Here is a 17,858-nt window from a genome sequence, read left to right on the forward strand (position 1 = left end):
GCTTTAGCTATTTGGCATGATTGAACACATGACCTCTTATCCGACCATCTTGCCAACCCGCCGCCACGTCGCTTCCGACGCTGGTGCCGCTGCGTTGGCCGGTCGGAGCCTGTCCGCCGTCTCCATTATTCGAATTATTCAGGGTCGCTGAGCTGCGGCTGCGCCGGTGCTCGGCGCCCCCAGCCTCCACGGGCTCAGCCCGCATTCCCTCGAATATTTTATGGAGCAGCACCATGAGCACATCCTATCCCTCGCTGGCCGAGATCCGCGACACCGCCCATCGCCTGCAAGGCAAGATCCTTGAAACGCCCGTGTGGCGCTGGCAGACCGGCGTCATCGAAGAACAATTGGCCGGCGGCGAAGTCTGGCTGAAACTGGAATTGTTCCAGAAGACCGGCACCTTCAAGTTGCGCGGAGCCCTCAACTGCATCGCGGCGCTGGACGAGGCGGCACGGCGTCGCGGCATCGTCGCCGTCAGTGCCGGCAACCACGCGATCGCGGCGGCCTATGCCGCACGGCTTGCCGGGTGCAGCGCCAAGGTGGCGATGCCGCAGCACGCCAGCCCTGCCCGCATCGCCGCCTGCCGCGAGCTGGGCGCCGAAGTGCTGCTGATGCCCGATGTGCACCAGGCCTTCGCGCGCGGCCGCGAGATCGAGCGGGACGAGGCTCGCACCATGCTGCACCCCTACGAGGGGCCGCTGACGGCGCAGGGCACGGCGACCATCGGCCTGGAATTGATGGCGCAGATCCCGCAGCTGGACGCGGTAGTGGTGCCTGTGGGCGGCGGCGGCCTGTGCGCGGGCATCGCCGCCGCCGTCAAGCAGATCAACCCGGCCTGCGCGGTGTACGGCGTGGAGCCCTACGGCGCCGATGCGCTGTACCGTAGCTTCGCCTCGGGCCGGCCGGAAGCGTTGGAGCGGGTCGACACCGTGGCCGACAGCCTGGGTGCGCCGTATGCGATGGCCTACAGTTTCGGCGTATGCCGCCGCTTCGTCGACGAAGTGGTGCGGGTCAACGACGACGAGATCTGCCTGGCGATGCTGCACCTGTTCCGCGACGCCAAGCTGGTGGCGGAACCGGCGGCGGCTGTGGCGACGGCCGCCCTGTTCGGGCCGCTGCGCGAACGGCTGGCGGGCAAGCGCGTGGCGCTGCTGGTGTGCGGTTCGAACATCGATCCGGTGCGCTTCGCCGAGCTGCTGGCGCGGGGCGCGCGCGTCCGCAGCGCCGGGCTTGACGCGGCGGCACATGGTTTGAGCGCAGGCAGCGTACAATGATCACTTCATTGCCGTAATCACTGAGCCATATGTTGAAAGTCGATCTGCACTGCCATTCCAATGTTTCCGACGGCGTCCTCGCTCCGGCCGCCGTGGCGCAGCACGCGCGCAAGGCGGGGGTGGACGTGTGGGCCTTGACCGATCATGACGAAGTGGGCGGCATCGCCGCCGCCCGCGTAGCCGCCCAGGAGCAGGGCATGCGCTTCGTCACCGGGGTGGAGATTTCCATCACATGGGCCAACGAAACCGTGCACATCGTCGGCCTGCAGATCGACGAGCACAACGCCGGGCTGGTCGCCGGCCTGGCCCGCACGCGGTCCGGCCGCGACAACCGTGGCCGCGAAATCGCCCATCAGCTGGCCAAGGCCGGCATACCGGACGCCTACGAGGGCGCGCTCAAGTATGTCGGCAATCCCGACCTGATGTCGCGCACCCACTTTGCACGCTACCTGGTGGAAGTGGGCGCCTGCGCCAACATCCCCGAAGTGTTCAAGAAATACCTGTCCGAAGGCAAGCCCGGCTACGTGCCGCATTGCTGGGCCACGCTGGCCGATTCGGTCAACTGGATACGCGGCGCCGGCGGCGTCGCGGTGATCGCCCATCCGGGCCGCTACAAGTTCAGCCAGCTGGCGCAGGGCCAGTTGTTCGACGAATTCAAGCAGCTGGGCGGCACGGCGATCGAGGTCGTCACCGGCAGCCATACGCCGGACCAGTACGCGGTCTACGCCCAGCTGGCCAACAGCTACGGTTTTCTGGCTTCGCGCGGCACCGATTTCCATGCGCCGGGCGAATCCCGCGTCGATTTCGCGCTGCTGCCGCCGCTGCCGGCCAACGTCACACCCGTCTGGCACGACTGGTTTTAATCGGTAAATTACCGCGTCGATTACCGGCGCGTTGTAAGAGCTTGTATCTTGCATTTGCGTTCGCACGGTCATACCTTATGATTTGGGCAAATTTTTTGCCTGTACCGGAGACCCTCCCATGAAACGCATCATCCTGTTTATCGCCACCAACCTCGCCGTGATGCTGGTGTTGTCCATCGTCCTGTCGCTGCTGGGCATAGGCCGTCCGGGATCGGGCAACACGCTGCAACTGGGCAGCCTGCTGGCGTTTTCGCTGGTGGTGGGCTTTACCGGCGCGATCTTCTCGCTGCTGATCAGCAAGCCGATGGCCAAGTGGTCGACCGGCGCCCGCGTGATCGCCGCGCCGTCGTCGTCGACCGAGCTGTGGCTGGTCAACACCGTCAAGGCGCTGTCCGAGCGCGCCGGCATTGGCATGCCGGAAGTGGCGGTCTACGACGGCGAGCCGAACGCCTTCGCCACCGGCGCCTTCAAGAACTCGGCGCTGGTGGCGGTGTCCACCGGCCTGCTGGAAAACATGAACCGCGACGAAGTCGAAGCTGTGCTGGGCCACGAAGTCGCCCACATCGCCAACGGCGACATGGTGACGATGACCCTGATCCAGGGCGTGGTGAATACCTTCGTGGTGTTCCTGGCGCGGGTGGTGGGCTTCTTCGTTGACAACATGCTGCTGAAGAATAACGACAATGAGCGCCGTGGCCCTGGCATCGGGTACATGGTGACGGTATTCGTGTGCGAGATCATCTTCGGTCTGGCCGCCTCGCTGATCGTGGCCTGGTTCTCGCGCCAGCGCGAATTCCGCGCCGACGCCGGCTCCGCCAAGCTGCTGGGCAGCAGTGTGCCGATGCAGCACGCGCTGGCCCGCCTGAACGGCATGGAGCCGGGCTCCTTGCCGCAGTCGATCGCGGCGGCCGGCATCACCGCCGCCGGTGGCTGGAGCGCGCTGTTTTCGACCCACCCGCCGTTCGAACAGCGTATTGCCGCCCTGCGTAGCGTACAATCCTAAGCGTTATTAACAGCGGCCGGGAGCATGCCCCGGCAGCGGCCATATGAGTCAATTTTTCCAGGTCCATCCCGTCAATCCGCAGCCGCGCCTGATCAAGCAGGCGGCGCAGATCGTGCACGACGGCGGCATCGTCGCCGTGCCGACGGATTCCTGCTATGCCCTGGTCTGCCATCTGGATGACAAGGCCGCCGTCGAGCGGCTGCGGCGCATCCGCGGCATCGATGAAAAGCACCACCTGACCCTGCTGTGCCGCGACCTGAGCGAGATCGGCGTCTACGCGCGGGTCGACAACCGCCAGTTCCGCCTGCTGAAGGCGGCCACGCCGGGTCCGTTCACCTTCATCCTGGAAGCGACCAAGTGCGTGCCGCGCCGGCTCAGCCATCCGTCGCGCAAGACCATCGGCCTGCGGGTGCCCGAGGATGCCATCGTCCACGCGCTGTTGGAGGAATTGCAACAGCCGCTGCTGGGCACGACGCTGATCATGCCGGGCGAGGACGATGCGCTGAACGACGCCGACACCATCTGCGAACGCCTCGGCAAGCAGATCGAGCTGATCATCGACGGCGGCGCCTGCAGCATGGAGCCCACCACGGTGATCGACCTCACCGGTTCGGACGCCGAGCTGGTGCGCCAGGGCAGGGGCGATGCGGCCATGTTCGGCCTGTAAGCCCGGCCTAAGCCTGGGCTGTCATTGTCAGGCATTCAACAGGGCAAGTGCGCCGGCCCCTGACGGCGCAGCAAGTGGCTTACCCGGCCTCTGGTAAAATCCCCCTCATGAACGAAACCGACAGTATTATCCAGACCATCACGGTCTACCTGATCCCTGTTCTTTTTGCAATTTCCCTGCACGAAGCCGCACACGGATACGTCGCCCGCTATTTCGGCGACCCCACCGCAGCCAACGAAGGGCGCCTCACCGCCAATCCGCTGCGCCACATCGATCCTTTCGGCACCATCATCCTGCCGCTGATCCTGAGCCTGCTGCACTTGCCTGCGCTCGGCTACGCCAAGCCGGTGCCGGTCGATTTCGGCCGCCTGCGCAATCCGAAGAAGCAGATGGCGCTGGTGGCGGCTGCCGGTCCGGCGGCCAACTTCGCCATGGGCCTGGGCTGGATGGCGCTGTGGGTGGTGATGATCCAGGCGCTGGGCATGCCGCCGGACGACTTCTTCGTCAAGATGGCCGAGGCTGGCTATGGCGTGAACTCGGCGATGTGCATCTTCAACCTGATACCGCTGCCGCCGCTCGATGGCGGCCGCATCGTCACCGGCATCCTGCCGATGCCACTTGCGCGCAAGTACGCGCAGATCGAGCGCTACGGCATGTACGTGTTCATCGGCCTGATCCTGATGATGCAGTTCGGCTTGTTGACCGGCTTCCTGGTCGGCGGCATGCACTTCTTGCAAAGCATCTTCTATGTGCTGTTGTACCCCCTTATTTTCATTCTGAGCTGAGCCCGACTATGTATCCCGATCGTGTTGTATCCGGCATGCGCCCCACCGGGGCCATGCACCTGGGCCACTATCACGGCGCCTTGAAGAACTGGATCAAGATGCAGTCCGAGTTGCCATGCCTGTTCTTCGTGGCCGACTGGCACGCGCTGACCACGCACTACGACGACCCGACCGTCATCGAGCGCAGCACCTGGGACATGCTGGTCGACTGGCTGGCCGCTGGCATCGATCCGTCGCAGTCCACGCTGTTCATCCAGTCGCGCGTGCCGGAACATGCCGAGCTGCACCTGCTGCTGTCCATGGCCACGCCGCTGGGCTGGCTGGAGCGCGTGCCGACCTACAAGGACCAGATCGAGAACCTGGCCAACAAAGACCTGGCCACCTACGGCTTCCTCGGCTACCCTCTGCTGCAGGCCGCCGACGTGCTGATCTACCGCGCCAGCCAGGTGCCGGTAGGCGACGACCAGGTGCCGCATATCGAGATGATGCGCGAAATTGCGCGCCGTTTTAATCACTTGTATGGCAAGGAAAAGGGCTTCGAAGAGAAGGCGCAGGACGCCGTCAAGAAGCTGGGCAGCAAGCGCGCCAAGCTCTACAACGAACTGCGCACCGAATACCAGCAGGACGGCAAGGAAGAGGCGCTGGAGCAGGCTAAAGCCATGCTGGACGACGCCCAGAGCCTGTCGATGGGCGACCGCGAGCGCCTGTTCGGCTACTTGGAAGGCAGCCGCAAGCTGATCCTGGTCGAACCGCAAGCCCGCCTGACGGCCGCCTCGCGCCTGCCGGGCCTGGATGGTCGCAAGATGTCCAAGAGCTATGGCAACTCGATCGCGCTGCGGGAAGACAAAGCCTCGGTCGAAAAGAAGATCCGCACCATGCCGACCGACCCGGCCCGCGTGCGCCGCACCGACGCCGGCGATCCGGCCCGTTGCCCGGTCTGGCAGTTCCATCAGGTGTATTCCGACAACGCTACCCAGGAATGGGTGGTAAAAGGATGTAAATCCGCCGGTATCGGCTGCATCGAATGCAAACAGCCGGTGATCGACGCCATCGTCAAGGAACAGGAGCCTATGCACGAGCGCGCCCAGCAATATCTGGACGACCCGTCGCTGGTGCGCGCCATCGTCGCCGACGGCAATGACGCGGCCCGCAAGCTGGCGCTGGAAACCATGCGCGACGTGCGTGAAGCGATGGGGTTGGCCTACTCATGAGCGAACTGATCTCTCCTTGGGTGCAGCGCTATGCACCGCTGATCCCGGGCGGCGAAGTGCTGGACCTGGCCTGCGGCAGCGGCCGCCATTCGCGCCACCTGGCCTCGCTGGGCCATGCTGTGGTGGCGGTGGACCGCGACGCCGAGGCGCTGGCCGCCGCGGCCGGACCGGAAATCACCACCAGCGCCATCGACCTGGAAGAGGCGGGCGCCGCCTGGCCCTTCGGTCCCGACCGATTTGCCGGCATCGTGGTCACAAACTACCTGCATCGCCCGCTAATCGCCGACATGTTGACCAGCCTGGCGCCGAATGGCGTGCTGATCTACGAGACCTTCGCGGACGGCAATGCCCAGTTCGGCAAACCATCGAATCCGGCCTTTTTGCTGCAGGCCGGCGAGCTGCTGGAACTGGCGCGCAGCCACGGTTTGCGCGTGGTGGCCTTCGAAGACGGCGTCATCGATACGCCGAAAGCTGCCATGGTGCAACGTCTGTGCGCCGTGAAGCCTGATTTTCCCCGCGTGGCGGCACTTTTACCGCCATTTTGACGGCCGATTTGTCGCCCCGAATGCACCATATCGGCGGCCTATCGTCTACAATCGTTGTTTTAATACTTTATGCAGTGGTTTCCTATGATTAAGGGCAGCATAGTAGCAATCGTCACCCCGATGAACGCAGACGGCAGTCTGGACTTCGAGGGTCTGAATCAGCTGATCGACTGGCACATCGCCGAAGGTACGGACAGCATCGTCATCGCCGGCACCACCGGCGAATCGGCCACGGTGAGCGTGGAGGAGCACTGCGCGCTGATCAAGGCGACGGTTGCCCACGCCAAGGGCCGCATCCCGATCATCGCCGGCGCCGGCGCCAACTCGACCGCCGAGGCGATCAAGCTGACCCGCTTCGCCAAGGAAGCCGGTGCGGACGCCACGCTGCAAGTGGTTCCTTACTACAACCGTCCTACCCAGGAAGGCATGTACCAGCACTTCAAGGCCATCGCCGAAGCGGTGGACCTGCCGGTGATCCTGTACAACGTGCCGGGCCGTACCGTTGCCGACATGAGCAACGACACCATCCTGCGCCTGGCGCAAATCCCTAACATCGTCGGCGTGAAAGATGCGACCGGCAACATCGGCCGCGGCTACGACCTGCTGCGCCTGGCGCCGAAATCGTTCGCCGTGTACTCGGGCGACGATCCGACCGCGATGGCGCTGATGCTGGCCGGCGGCGCCGGCAACATCTCCGTCACCGCCAACGTTGCCCCGCGCGACATGGCCGACATGTGCGAAGCGGCGATCGCCGGCAATATCGCCAAGGCAGTGGAACTGAACAATAAAATGTTCCCGCTGCATCAAAAACTGTTCATCGAGCCGAATCCGGTGCCGGTCAAATGGGCGCTGGCGGAAATGGGCAAAATGCCCGCCGGCATCCGTCTGCCGCTGGTGCCGCTGGCGGCCGACTGCCACGAAGCGGTGCGCGCGGCCCTGCGAGAAGCCGGCGTGCTGTAAAAACCTTAGCAACAAGCCCCGACTTCGGTTCGGATCAACCCTGATTTGCTGCTTTTCAGCTTCTTAAACAGTAACGACATGACTATTCGCAAGACAGCTTCTATTTCCTCGCAGCGCGCCGTCGTAGTAGGCGCATTGATGGCCAGTTTGACCGGTTGCGGCATGATCAGCTCCGTTGTCGGTAACGATAAAGTGGACTACAAGTCCGCCAAGAAGGCCAGCACGCTGGACGTGCCGCCGGACCTGACGCAATTGCAGAAAGATAACCGCTACTCGCTGCCGGATTCGAACAACGGCGTCGCTACCGCTTCCGGCTACAACGCTTCCAAGGGCATCGTCGCCGGTCCTGGCGCCATCGTTCCAGGCACGCCTGCGGCCGGTACCGTGGTACCGACCAGCATCAACGATATCAAGGTCGAGCGCGACGGCAACCAGCGCTGGCTGGTGATCAAGCAGACGCCTGAGCAACTGTGGCCGCAGCTGAAGCAGTTCTGGGAAGATTCGGGCTTCGTGCTGGCCAAGGAAAACGCCACCGCCGGCACCATGGAAACCGAGTGGAACGAAAACCGCGCGAAGATTCCGCAAGATTTCATCCGCAATACCATCGGCAAGGTCTTCGACTCGGTTTATTCGAGCGGCGAGCGCGACAAGTTCCGCACCCGCATCGAACGCCGCGCCGACGGCGCCAGCGAGATCTACGTCAGCCATCGCGGCGCGCAGGAAGTTGTCACCGGCGCCCAGAAGGAATCGACCACCTGGACCCCGCGTCCTAACGATCCTGGCCTGGAAGCTGAATTCCTGGCGCGCCTGATGACCAAGCTGGGCAATGGCGCTGAAGTAGCGCAAGCCAAGACCGCCGTCGATGGCGCGATTGTGCAACCGCAGCATGCATCGCTGGTAGGTGCAGGCGCCGAGCGTGCCGTGCAGGTGGACGAGGGCTTCGACCGCGCCTGGCGCCGTGTCGGCCTGGCGCTGGACCGCGCAGGCTTCACGGTTGAAGACCGCGACCGCACCCAGGGTACTTACTTCGTCCGCTACGTCGACGACACGACGGAAACCAAGGGCTTCTTCGGCAAGCTGTTCAGCTGGGGTTCGTCGTCGGAAGCCGATAAGGAAGCGCAGCGCTACCGCATTTCGGTGAAAGCCGGCGCGGGCAATAGCAGCACCGTTACCGTGTTGAGCAATGCCGGCAAAGCGGAAGCGTCGCCGGTCGCCGATAAGATCCTGACGCTGCTGCACGAGCAATTGAAATAAAACGATACAAAATAAAAAACCGGCTTTAGCCGGTTTTTTTATATCTGCATCGACATGGTTCTTTCCATTTGGATGCAAAAGCTTGAGACGAAAAAAAACCCGCTGGCACTGAACGCGATCTTGAGCGCGTTCAGGCTAGCGGGTTTTTTCGCAAGCTGATTACTTCGAAGCAGCAGGAGCAGCAGCAGCCGAAGCGGCTGGAGCAGCAGCAGCGTCCGAAGCAGCAGGAGCAGCAGCGGCTGGAGCAGCAGCGTCAGCAGCTGGAGCAGCGGCTGGAGCAGCAGCAGGAGCAGCAGCTTCTGGAGCAGCTACTGGAGCTGGAGCAGCAGGAGCTTCTTCTTTTTTGGAGCAAGCAGCCAGAGCAACAGCCAGCAGGGAAACGATCAGCAGGGATTTTTTCATGGGGTTTTCCTTAATTAATTCAAAATTAAACACATTGTTGCGATTAATAATTACCGGTAATTATCGCTCATTAGGTCGTCTTCGAAGGCTTTCGTACCTAGAATGGTGCCTGCCAGACAACGGAAACTTCCTAACCGAATATTATAGCGATTTTTAGTGCGTCGCAATAGGACAAACAGCCGTTTCCACAACTATTTTGCGATATCGCAACATTTCGGTTTCGACTCCACTTTAGCAGAGTTTGCACGAAATACCAGTGTTCGCATCGAACTCCGGCATTTTACCTTGAACTGACTCATAATCCAGTTGAGTTTGCGTACAATCCGGGCGCCGACTCTAACCAAATTGTAATAAAACGTTCGGCACTGGTTTGGGTATCTTCCGCCCCGTCAAAAACCGCTTCGCCACGGAAATGATCGGCATGAAAGCGGCGCACAATGTGGCGGTCGTCGGCGATGCAGAATGAGTCCGTCAGCTGGCGCAATTGCTGGCTGGTGCGGCGCACTTCGACCAGGTGGCCGTAGTCCTTGATCAGGCGCAGGAAGCGCGGCGCGTCGCGCTCGACGGCGCGGCCCTCGTGCGCCGCCAGTTGCAAGCGGCCGCCGTTTTTCAGGTAGTGCCGCAGCTGGGCGTCGGTGGAGCTGGCGCCCAGTTCCCAGACGTGGAAATCCGGGTCGAACATGGTCAGCGTATGCTCGGCGCGGGCGATGCAGCTGGACAGGTGCTGGAGAAATTCCGCCCTGGTGGTGAATGGAAAACTCTGCCGTTCCATGCTGCTTCCCCCGTGGTTAGCCCAACTCGATCCAGCCGTCCTGATACCAAGTGTATAACGCGTCCATAACGTCGTCCGACGCCTGGCCCAGCTCGGCGCCGGTCAGTGCGCGGTTGTTGGCCAGCAGCTCCAGCGTGATCTTGTCGGCGCGGCTGACGCCGAACGATTCGCCGTTGATGAACACATGTTTGCCGCGGTACAGCATTTGCGTCTTGCGCGACAGCGACAAGCCTTTTTTGGCCGCGCTTTCGCCGAACTTGCCGAACGTCAGCGGCTTGGCCGGGCCGGTGAAGAACACATTGTGCTTAGGCTCGGACATGTACTCGCCCAGGAAGATGGTGATGTCTTCCTCGGTGAAGCTGACCTTGTTGATTTCCTCGGCGATCGTGTTCAGCATGTGGCGCGGGATTTCCGCCGGCTTGGCGGTCGCCTCCAGCTCCGGATCGCCGTAGCGGCCCGGCAGGTCGATCGAGTCGGCCATGAATTGCAGGAAGGCCTCGCCCAGCTCCTGGTAGGACGGCGAACGGAAGCCGATCGAGTAGGTCTGGCAATCGCCGATGGCGATGCCGTCGTGCGCGTAGTGCGGCGGCAGGTACAGCATGTCGCCCGGGTTCAGCACGAACTCTTCGTTCGGCTTGAAGTTGGCCAGGATTTTCAGCGGCAGGCCTTCGACCAGCGTCAAATCCTTCTGCGGGCCGATGCTCCAGCGGCGCTGGCCCTGGGCCTGCAGCAGGAACACATCGTAGGAATCGAAGTGCGGACCGACGCCGCCGCCATCGGTGGCGAAGCTGACCATCAGGTCGTCCAGGCGGGCATCGGGAATGAAGCGGAACTGGCGCAGCAGCGCGTCGGCCTTGGCGTCGAACAGATTGACGCCCTGGACCAGCATGGTCCATTCCTGCTGGTCCATCGGCGGCAGGCTTTCCAGCGGGCCGTGCTGCATATTCCACTGGCCGTCGACGTTGGTCACCAGGCGCGATTCCGCGTGGTTGGTCGAGGCCAGCTTGGTCAGTGCCTCCATGCTCAGCAAAGGCTTGAATCCGGGGATGGCGTTGCGGATCAGCAGGGGCTTCTTGTGCCAGTAGTCGCGCAGGAACTGCGCCGGCGTGATATCGCCGAGGAGAGGTAATTTTTTCATGCGCTCATTATAACCATCGCCGCGCCGATTGTCGGGCTGGCGGCGGTCCGGCAGGCGATCCAAGGTATAATTCCGGGGCTTATATACAGAAAGGAATTACAAAATGAAGATTGCCAAGAACACGGTCGTGACTGTGAATTACAAGCTGTCCGATGCCCAGGACAATCTGATCGAAGACGGCCGTCAGCCTATGGTTTACCTGCACGGCGGCTACGAGAACACGCTGCCTAAAATTGAAGAAGAGCTGGACGGCAAGGAAGTCGGCTATTCGTCGATCATCCAGATCGAGCCGGAAGATGCGTTCGGCGACTACGACGCCACGCTGGTCAAGGTCGAGCCGCGCAACCGCCTGCCGGAGCCGCTGGAAGTGGGCATGCAGTTCGAAGGCATGCCGGACGGCGACGATGGCGAAGAAGCGATGATCTTCACCGTCACCGATATCGCTGACGACAAAGTGGTCCTGGACGGCAATCACCCGCTGGCCGGCATGGCGCTGCGTTTCTCGCTGAGCGTTGCCGATGTGCGTGAAGCCTCGGAAGAAGAAATCGCCCACGGCCACGTGCACGGCGCCCACGGCCACCACCACGGTGACGAGGACGACGAAGGCGAAGACGGCGATCACGTCGCCATCCACCCGATTCACTAAGCAGCAAGTGAATTAAGGCGTCGCCTCGGCGCTGCCGCCTTTGAGCGTGAACAGGGCGGCGGTGCCGGGTGCGACGCGCACCTCGGCCCATTCGGCGGCCAGGCTCAGATGTCCCACATTGCCACGCCAGACGATGGCCGGTTCGGTCCCCGCGCCGCTCTGCGTATCGACCAGCAGCACCTTCCCTTTGAATTTTTCCGCCATCGCCCGTATCTGCCGGCGCGGTTCGGCGAAGCCATCCTGTTTCGATTGAAAACTCGGCAGCAGCGAGAAGCCTTGCTCCGCCTGCACGCCGACATCGCCGTCCGAGAACAGCACCAGTCCCTGCATCTTCTGCCGCTCCGCCAGCGTGAACAGGCGGTGCAGCCAGGCGCGGTTGGCCACCAGGCGGTCTTCGTACTCGCTGTTGCGGCCCGCCTCGGCGCGGAAGTGGTTGTTATTGGCCGGCAGGTTGATGGTGGCGAACAGCACCTTGCCGTATTCCCAGTGCGCGTTCTCGGCATAGCTGCGGAACTTGGCGCTGGCCGACAAACGCGTCATCGGCAGGCGGCGTTCGCCCAGCGATTCGCCGTCGGCGTAGAACAGTTCGCGCAGGCGGTTCAGGCGTTCGATGGCGTTCGAGCGGCCGATGGAATTGACGCACGCGCTCCAGTCGCTGCCGGCCAGCGATACGATCATCGGCGGCGCCGCATCGTTGAGCAGCGCGCGGCGCTGGGCATACAGCCTGTCGCTGCAAGGCTCGGTGCTGGCCTTGATGCCGGTGGCGACGATGAAGGCGGGCGCGATCAGCGTGGCGTCGGCGATGGCGCGCTTGAGCACCGATTCATCCGGCCCGCTCTTGAACGAGTGGCCGATCACGCCGAACTGGAAGCCGCGCATCGCCGGCTGCACGGCCTGCGCCGGGCCGGCCGTCAGCGCCGCCAGCGCAGTCAGCGCCGACAGGCCAACGGCCATGGCAAAACCGTGGGCGCGCTGCCGCATCATGCCTGGGCCGTCTCCGTCAGGCGCTTGAGTTGGTACAGACGCTCCAGCGCTTCGCGCGGCGTCAGCGCATCCGGATCGAGATCGTCGAGCGCATCGAACAGTTCGCGCATCGCCGGGCTGGTGGCGGCGGGCGCGCTGTGCGCCGGTGCTGCGAGTTCCTCGTCGTCGGCATCGGCGGTCGGCGCGGCGAACAGGTCCAGCTGCGGCGTGGCGTCCAGCGCCTGCGCTTCCAGGCGGGCCAGGTGCTTGCGCGCGGCCTTGATCACCGGCTGCGGCACGCCGGCCAGCTGCGCCACCTGCAAGCCGTAGCTTTGCGATGCCGGCCCGTCCTGCACCGCGTGCAGGAACACGATGCTGTCCTTGTGCTCGACCGCCGACAGGTGGACGTTGGCCGCCGTCGGATGGCTCTCCGGCAGCTGCGTCAGTTCGAAGTAGTGGGTGGCGAACAGCGAGAAGCTGCGGCTGGTGTCGATCAGGTGGCGCGCGATCGCCCACGCCAGCGCCAGGCCGTCGAAGGTCGAGGTGCCGCGGCCCACTTCATCCATCAGCACCAGCGAATGCTCGGTGGCGCCGTTCAGGATCGCCGCCGATTCGGTCATCTCCACCATGAAGGTCGAGCGGCCGCCGGCCAGGTCGTCGGTGGCGCCGATGCGGGTGAAGATGCGGTCGATCGGGCCGATGGTCGCGCTGGTGGCCGGCACGTAGCTGCCCACGTAGGCCAGCAGCGTGATCAGCGCCACCTGGCGCATGAAGGTCGATTTACCGCCCATGTTAGGGCCGGTGATCAGCAGCAGGCGGCGGTCTTCGACGAAGCGGCAATCGTTGGCGATGAAGCGTTCGATCTGGTTCTCCACCACCGGATGGCGGCCTTCGGCGATGTTGATACACGGCGTATCCACCAGCTGCGGCGCGCACCAGTTGTGGCGCAGCGCGTGGTCGGTCAGCGAGGTCAGGGCGTCCAGCTGGGCCAGCGCCTTCGAGATCGTCTGCAGGGTGCCGATGAACGGCGCCAGGTCGGCCAGCAGCTGGTCGTACAGCATCTTCTCGCGCGCCAGCGCTTTGTCCTGCGCCGACAAGGCCTTGTCTTCGAAGGCCTTCAGTTCCGGCGTGATGTAACGCTCGGCGTTCTTCAGCGTCTGGCGGCGGCGGTAGTCGTCCGGCACCTTGGTGGTCTGGCCGTGCGTGACTTCGATGTAGAAGCCGTGCACCTTGTTGTACTCCACGCGCAGGTTGGCGATGCCGGTGCGGGCGCGTTCGCGCGTCTCCAGGTCGACCAGGAACTGGCCGGCGTTTTCGGACAGCGCGCGCAGCTCATCGAGTTCCGCGTCGAAGCCGCGTGCGAAGACGCCGCCGTCGCGCACCATCGCCGCCGGCTCCAGCGCCACCGCGCGTTGCAGCAGATCGAGGCAGGCCTCGGGCGTGGCCATGTCGGCGTGGATCGCGGCCAGCAGGCCGTCGGTGTCGGTCAGCGCGCGCTGCATCGCGTGGCGCAGGGCCGGCAGTTGCTGCACGCCGTCGCGCAGGCTGGCCAGGTCGCGCGGGCGTGCCGACAGCAGCGCGATGCGGGTGGTGATGCGTTCGATATCCGGCACCTGCGCCAGCGTGTGCGACAGCGTGCCGGTGGCGTCGGCCTGGCCCAGCGCGGCGATGGCTTCGTGGCGCGAGCGGGCGATGGCCTGGTCGCGGCGCGCGTGGTGCAGCCAGTGGCGCAGCAGGCGCGAACCCATCGCGGTGCGGCAGTGGTCCAGCAGCGAGAACAGGGTAGGGGATTCCTGGCCGCGTATGGTTTCGGTCAGTTCCAGGTTGCGGCGGGTGGCAGCATCGAGGCCGATGAATTCGTTTTCGGTTTCGGTGGTCAGCGAGCGCACGTGTTGCAGGCCGCGTCCCTGCGTCGACTGGGCGTAGCGCAGCAGCGCGCCGGCCGCGCCGAACGCCGCGCCCAGGCCGTCCGCGCCGAAGCCGGTCAGCGTCGCCACGCTCAGCTGGTCGAGCAGCGCCTTGTGGCCGCCGACGACGTCGAAGTGCCAGTCGGGCACGCGGTTGACGTGGCAGCTCAGGGTTTCCTCGAACAGGTCGGCGTTATCGCCGCGCAGCACCTCGGCCGGCGCGATGCGCTCCAGCTCCTGCTGCATGCGGGCGGTGACGGTGCGGGTGTCGCCGGAGAATTCCATCAGCTTCAGCGCGCCGGAAGCCAGCGACAGCCACGCCAGTCCGGCCGTGGCGACTTTGCGCTGGCTGATGATGCACATCGCCAGCAGCGGACGTTCGGCCTTTTCCGGCAGCAGGTCGGCGTCGGTCAGCGTGCCCGGCGTGACTACGCGCATCACCTTGCGTTCGACCGGGCCCTTGCTGGTGGCCGGGTCGCCGATCTGCTCGCAGATCGCGCACGACTCGCCGATCTTGACCAGCTTGGCCAGATAGCCTTCGAGCGAATGGAAAGGCACGCCGCACATCTTGATCGGCTGGCCGCCCGAGCTGCCGCGCGCGGTCAGCGTAATGCCCAGCACGCGCGCCGCCTTTTCCGCATCCGAGTGGAACAGCTCATAGAAATCGCCCATGCGGTAGAACACTAGCATGTCCGGGTACTCGGCCTTGATGCTCAGGTACTGCTGCATCATCGGGGTGACTTTTTCGGTGGGGCTGTTCTTGACGGCGGCGGCGTTGATTTCGGTCGGGACGGTGGTCATTGGTTCTTTTTCGGCGGTGCGTGAGTCTGGTTTTGCTGGGGCGAAAACGGCCCCGGCGCGTAACCCGTCATTCTACCGCTTTCGGGCGCGCACTCCCAAAGAACCGAACGCGGAAGACTTCATTCCCGCTTGCGGTGTAAGATTGCATAAAAAGTAACCGGAAAAGAAGGCATGCAGCAATGGATAAATTGAAGGCGATGCAGGTTTTCGTCCGGGTCGTGGACAAGAAGAGCCTGACGGTCGCAGCGCAGAACTCCAATCTTTCCGTTGCGATGGTGAGCAATTACCTCAAATATCTTGAAGACGACCTGGGAACCGCGCTGGTCGTTCGCACCACCCGCGCGCTGTCGGTCACCGATTTCGGCACCTACTATTACGGCATCTGCCTGAACGTGCTGGCGATGATCAAGGAGAGCGGCGAGCTCGCCGCCAACTTCACCGGCAATCCCGAAGGTACGCTGAACCTGACCGCGCCGCGCACTTTCGGCGTCGTCGCGCTGCTGCCGCGCCTGAACGCGTTCTACGCGCAGCAGCCCCGGATACGCATCGACGTCTCCATCAGCGACGACATCGTCGATATGAGCAAGACCGACTACGACGCCGCCATCCGCCTCGGGCCCTTGCCCGATTCGAGCCTGGTGGCGCGGCCATTGCGCCCGTATGGCGTGGTGCTGTGCGCGTCGCCGGACTACCTGGCAGTCAACCCGCCGCCGTCGACGCCCGACGACCTGGTCCGGCATCAGTGCATCGCCACCTACTTCGACCACAAGACCGTCTGGAACCGCCTGCAGACGACGTGGGCATTCATCGGCGCCGACGACGCGACGCATCAGGTGAACGTGCCCTTCAAGATGCAGGTGAACGATGCGCAGGGCGTGTGCGCGTTGGTATTGCAAGGCGCGGGAATTGCGGTGCTGCCGGAAATCCTGGCGCAGCCGTGGCTGCAAAGCGGCCAGCTGGTGCGCCTGCTGCCGGACTACCGCCTGCCCGATCGGGCCATGCATCTGGTCTACCGGAAAATGGACTTCATGCCGTCGAAGCTGAAAGCCTTCATCAACTTCCTGCTAGACGAGTTTGCGTAACGGCAGGCTCGAATTTTCTCAAGCCCAAAAAGCCGACCAGGCCGCCGATGGCCAGCGCGGAAATCGACCACAGCAGCGCGGGAGCCATGCCGCCGGCGAAGCGTTCCGCCGTGACGTCGCCGACGATCAAACCCATCGCGGCGACGCCGATCAGGCCGCCGATCTGGCGCGATGCGTTGAGCACGCCGGAGGCGACGCCGATGTAGCGCTGCTCGGTCGACGACACCATCGCATTGGTCATCGCCGGCACCGCCAGTCCGATGCCCACTCCGGCCACGATGAACTGGATGCCGATATCGGCATAACGGCCATCGCCGACAAACGGCAGCATCGACAGGTAGCCCAGCGCGGCCAGGGCGATGCCGCAGGTGAGCACCGTCCGGTAGCCATGCTTGACCATCAGTTTTCCGCACAACAGGTTGGCGGCCATGATGGAGCCGGTCATCGGCAGGAACGCCAGGCCGGTGTCGAGCGGCGTGTAGGCCCACGCATACTGGAAGAACAGGCTGAACAGGAAGATCAATCCGTAGAACGCGAAATTGACCAGGACGCCGATCAGCGACGATGCGGCGAAATGGCGGTTGCCGAACAGGTGCAGCGGCAGCATGGGGTGGGCCATGTGTTTTTCGATCGCGACGAACGCTGCGCCGGACAGCAGGAACACCATCATGCCGCCGACCACCGCCGGCGAGTGCAGGCCGGACGCGTTCACCTGTATCAAGGCCAGCGTGAAGCCGCCCAGCGCCAGGGCGGCCAGCATCTGTCCCGGAATATCGACCACGCGGCCGGCCGTGCTGGCGGCGTCCTGCACGCAGCGCCAGGCGATGAGGCTGCCAAGCAGCGCGATGGGCACGTTGACAAAGAAAATGGCGCGCCATCCCGTCAATGAAATGAGCGCGCCGCCGAACACCGGGCCGAGCGCCAGCGCCATGCCGCCCGACGCGGCCCACAGGCCGATCGCCCGGCTGCGTGCGTTCTTTTCCGGGAAGGTCTGGTTGACGATGGCCAGCGAGGCCGGCACCACCAGCGCCGCGCCCAGTCCCTGCAACAGCCGGCAGGCGATCAGCGCCGTCAGGCTGCCGGCGAGGCCGCACAGCAAGGAAGCCAGCGCAAACAGCACGAAGCCGAGGATGAAGACTTTCCTGGGGCCGAAACGGTCGCCCAGCGCGCCTGCCGTCAGCAGGAAGGCGGCGAAGGTCAGCGTATAGCCGCTGACCACCCATTCGAGATGCGCGATGGTGCCCGCGAATTCGACGCGCAGGCTGCGCAGGGCGACGTTGACCACGCTGACGTCGAGTATGACGATGACGAAGGCGAGGCAGGATGACAGCAGCGCGAGTTGCTTGCCGGTTCGAATGGACATGGTGAGTTCTCCTGTTGCGTGAGGCTGGGTAGCAGGAGGCCATGCTAGTTTCCCAACCATCGTGCGGTAAAGAATTCATCTCTGAAAACACTTTCAAGCGGCGCTGAACAAACGAAGGCGCGCCGGCCGTCTGCTTTCGTTTTGTGCTTGCCTGCGAACAATATAAACCGGAGCTGTGTATTAAAGACAACAGTGGTTTTTTGTGTTTGTGGCTGAAATGCT

The 17,858-nt window shown here is 63.7% G+C and carries 17 protein-coding genes; 11 read left to right on the forward strand and 6 right to left on the reverse strand.

Translation table 11 applies throughout. The features are described 5' to 3' along the window. Window positions 1–233 precede the first annotated feature (233 nt). The 9 genes from GEV01_RS05735 (at window position 234) to bamC (ending at window position 8,562) form a co-directional block, all read left to right on the forward strand. Window positions 234–1,274, forward strand: coding sequence for a threonine ammonia-lyase (locus tag GEV01_RS05735; protein WP_152802532.1), 1,041 nt, complete (start codon window positions 234–236; stop codon window positions 1,272–1,274). Between the two features lie 29 nt (window positions 1,275–1,303). Then, entirely contained in the window at window positions 1,304–2,137 is an 834-nt protein-coding gene (locus tag GEV01_RS05740; protein ID WP_152802534.1) for a 3',5'-nucleoside bisphosphate phosphatase, read from the forward strand. A 118-nt stretch (window positions 2,138–2,255) separates the two neighbouring features. Beyond that, window positions 2,256–3,140: a protease HtpX gene (htpX, locus tag GEV01_RS05745; RefSeq protein ID WP_152802536.1), complete on the forward strand. Its 885-nt coding sequence runs from the start codon at window positions 2,256–2,258 to the stop codon at window positions 3,138–3,140. 43 nt (window positions 3,141–3,183) lie between these two features. Beyond that, entirely contained in the window at window positions 3,184–3,807 is a 624-nt protein-coding gene (locus GEV01_RS05750) for an L-threonylcarbamoyladenylate synthase (protein ID WP_152802538.1), read from the forward strand. Between the two features lie 107 nt (window positions 3,808–3,914). Continuing rightward, window positions 3,915–4,592, forward strand: a complete 678-nt coding sequence (locus GEV01_RS05755; protein ID WP_008451077.1) for a site-2 protease family protein — start codon at window positions 3,915–3,917, stop codon at window positions 4,590–4,592. Window positions 4,593–4,600: 8 nt separating this feature from the next. Then, complete coding sequence (locus tag GEV01_RS05760) at window positions 4,601–5,803, forward strand: tryptophan--tRNA ligase (RefSeq protein WP_008451074.1); 1,203 nt, start codon at window positions 4,601–4,603, stop codon at window positions 5,801–5,803. Then, a complete protein-coding gene (locus tag GEV01_RS05765) occupies window positions 5,800–6,348 on the forward strand; it encodes a class I SAM-dependent methyltransferase (RefSeq protein ID WP_152802540.1) in 549 nt (182 codons plus the stop codon). Before GEV01_RS05760 ends, GEV01_RS05765 begins: the two co-directional genes overlap by 4 nt. Window positions 6,349–6,432: 84 nt before the next feature. Continuing rightward, window positions 6,433–7,308: a 4-hydroxy-tetrahydrodipicolinate synthase gene (gene dapA, locus GEV01_RS05770; protein WP_152802542.1), complete on the forward strand. Its 876-nt coding sequence runs from the start codon at window positions 6,433–6,435 to the stop codon at window positions 7,306–7,308. 138 nt (window positions 7,309–7,446) lie between these two features. Beyond that, complete coding sequence (bamC, locus tag GEV01_RS05775) at window positions 7,447–8,562, forward strand: outer membrane protein assembly factor BamC (RefSeq protein WP_152802544.1); 1,116 nt, start codon at window positions 7,447–7,449, stop codon at window positions 8,560–8,562. A 159-nt stretch (window positions 8,563–8,721) separates the two neighbouring features. On the opposite strand, the gene GEV01_RS05780 is transcribed toward bamC, so the two are convergent. The 3 genes from GEV01_RS05780 to GEV01_RS05790 all read right to left on the reverse strand — a co-directional run bounded on the left by GEV01_RS05780 (window position 8,722) and on the right by GEV01_RS05790 (window position 10,874). After that, window positions 8,722–8,964, reverse strand: coding sequence for a hypothetical protein (locus GEV01_RS05780; protein WP_071849877.1), 243 nt, complete (start codon window positions 8,962–8,964; stop codon window positions 8,722–8,724). A 295-nt stretch (window positions 8,965–9,259) separates the two neighbouring features. After that, the gene (locus GEV01_RS05785) at window positions 9,260–9,736 is read right to left on the reverse strand and encodes a DUF7931 domain-containing protein (protein ID WP_152802546.1); all 477 of its coding nucleotides are present in this window, start codon (window positions 9,734–9,736) and stop codon (window positions 9,260–9,262) included. Between the two features lie 16 nt (window positions 9,737–9,752). After that, window positions 9,753–10,874 (reverse strand): cupin domain-containing protein, encoded by a 1,122-nt coding sequence (locus tag GEV01_RS05790; RefSeq protein WP_152802548.1) that lies wholly within the window; start codon window positions 10,872–10,874, stop codon window positions 9,753–9,755. A gap of 103 nt (window positions 10,875–10,977) precedes the next feature. On the opposite strand from GEV01_RS05790, the gene GEV01_RS05795 reads away from it, so the two are divergent. Next, window positions 10,978–11,520 (forward strand): FKBP-type peptidyl-prolyl cis-trans isomerase, encoded by a 543-nt coding sequence (locus tag GEV01_RS05795; protein WP_008451059.1) that lies wholly within the window; start codon window positions 10,978–10,980, stop codon window positions 11,518–11,520. Between the two features lie 12 nt (window positions 11,521–11,532). Here GEV01_RS05795 and GEV01_RS05800 read toward each other — a convergent pair whose 3' ends face one another. Together GEV01_RS05800 and mutS are read right to left on the reverse strand one after the other, a co-directional pair. Beyond that, on the reverse strand, window positions 11,533–12,504 hold the full coding sequence (locus GEV01_RS05800; protein WP_152802550.1) for a hypothetical protein: 972 nt from the start codon (window positions 12,502–12,504) through the stop codon (window positions 11,533–11,535). Further along, complete coding sequence (gene mutS, locus GEV01_RS05805; RefSeq protein ID WP_152802552.1) at window positions 12,501–15,191, reverse strand: DNA mismatch repair protein MutS; 2,691 nt, start codon at window positions 15,189–15,191, stop codon at window positions 12,501–12,503. The genes GEV01_RS05800 and mutS overlap by 4 nt, the downstream gene beginning before the upstream one ends. Window positions 15,192–15,370: 179 nt before the next feature. Here mutS and GEV01_RS05810 point away from each other — a divergent pair, with 179 nt between their 5' ends. Next, complete coding sequence (locus tag GEV01_RS05810) at window positions 15,371–16,273, forward strand: LysR family transcriptional regulator (RefSeq protein ID WP_152802554.1); 903 nt, start codon at window positions 15,371–15,373, stop codon at window positions 16,271–16,273. On the opposite strand, the gene GEV01_RS05815 is transcribed toward GEV01_RS05810, so the two are convergent. After that, window positions 16,245–17,636: an MFS transporter gene (locus GEV01_RS05815; protein WP_175022952.1), complete on the reverse strand. Its 1,392-nt coding sequence runs from the start codon at window positions 17,634–17,636 to the stop codon at window positions 16,245–16,247. The two genes, GEV01_RS05810 and GEV01_RS05815, sit on opposite strands and share 29 nt — an antisense overlap. Window positions 17,637–17,858: the final 222 nt, after the last annotated feature.

Source organism: Rugamonas rivuli (assembly GCF_009380165.1).
Taxonomy (GTDB): domain Bacteria; phylum Pseudomonadota; class Gammaproteobacteria; order Burkholderiales; family Burkholderiaceae_D; genus Rugamonas; species Rugamonas rivuli.

What these genes read in the sequence shown, in the direction of transcription:
- GEV01_RS05735 (WP_152802532.1), top strand. Translation starts at nt 234, where the DNA reads ATGAGCACATCCTATCCCTCGCTGGCCGAGATCCGCGACACCGCCCAT.
- GEV01_RS05740 (WP_152802534.1), top strand. Translation starts at nt 1,304, where the DNA reads ATGTTGAAAGTCGATCTGCACTGCCATTCCAATGTTTCCGACGGCGTC.
- htpX (WP_152802536.1), top strand. Translation starts at nt 2,256, where the DNA reads ATGAAACGCATCATCCTGTTTATCGCCACCAACCTCGCCGTGATGCTG.
- GEV01_RS05750 (WP_152802538.1), top strand. Translation starts at nt 3,184, where the DNA reads ATGAGTCAATTTTTCCAGGTCCATCCCGTCAATCCGCAGCCGCGCCTG.
- GEV01_RS05755 (WP_008451077.1), top strand. Translation starts at nt 3,915, where the DNA reads ATGAACGAAACCGACAGTATTATCCAGACCATCACGGTCTACCTGATC.
- GEV01_RS05760 (WP_008451074.1), top strand. Translation starts at nt 4,601, where the DNA reads ATGTATCCCGATCGTGTTGTATCCGGCATGCGCCCCACCGGGGCCATG.
- GEV01_RS05765 (WP_152802540.1), top strand. Translation starts at nt 5,800, where the DNA reads ATGAGCGAACTGATCTCTCCTTGGGTGCAGCGCTATGCACCGCTGATC.
- dapA (WP_152802542.1), top strand. Translation starts at nt 6,433, where the DNA reads ATGATTAAGGGCAGCATAGTAGCAATCGTCACCCCGATGAACGCAGAC.
- bamC (WP_152802544.1), top strand. Translation starts at nt 7,447, where the DNA reads ATGGCCAGTTTGACCGGTTGCGGCATGATCAGCTCCGTTGTCGGTAAC.
- GEV01_RS05780 (WP_071849877.1), bottom strand. Translation starts at nt 8,964, where the DNA reads ATGAAAAAATCCCTGCTGATCGTTTCCCTGCTGGCTGTTGCTCTGGCT.
- GEV01_RS05785 (WP_152802546.1), bottom strand. Translation starts at nt 9,736, where the DNA reads ATGGAACGGCAGAGTTTTCCATTCACCACCAGGGCGGAATTTCTCCAG.
- GEV01_RS05790 (WP_152802548.1), bottom strand. Translation starts at nt 10,874, where the DNA reads ATGAAAAAATTACCTCTCCTCGGCGATATCACGCCGGCGCAGTTCCTG.
- GEV01_RS05795 (WP_008451059.1), top strand. Translation starts at nt 10,978, where the DNA reads ATGAAGATTGCCAAGAACACGGTCGTGACTGTGAATTACAAGCTGTCC.
- GEV01_RS05800 (WP_152802550.1), bottom strand. Translation starts at nt 12,504, where the DNA reads ATGATGCGGCAGCGCGCCCACGGTTTTGCCATGGCCGTTGGCCTGTCG.
- mutS (WP_152802552.1), bottom strand. Translation starts at nt 15,191, where the DNA reads ATGACCACCGTCCCGACCGAAATCAACGCCGCCGCCGTCAAGAACAGC.
- GEV01_RS05810 (WP_152802554.1), top strand. Translation starts at nt 15,371, where the DNA reads ATGGATAAATTGAAGGCGATGCAGGTTTTCGTCCGGGTCGTGGACAAG.
- GEV01_RS05815 (WP_175022952.1), bottom strand. Translation starts at nt 17,636, where the DNA reads ATGTCCATTCGAACCGGCAAGCAACTCGCGCTGCTGTCATCCTGCCTC.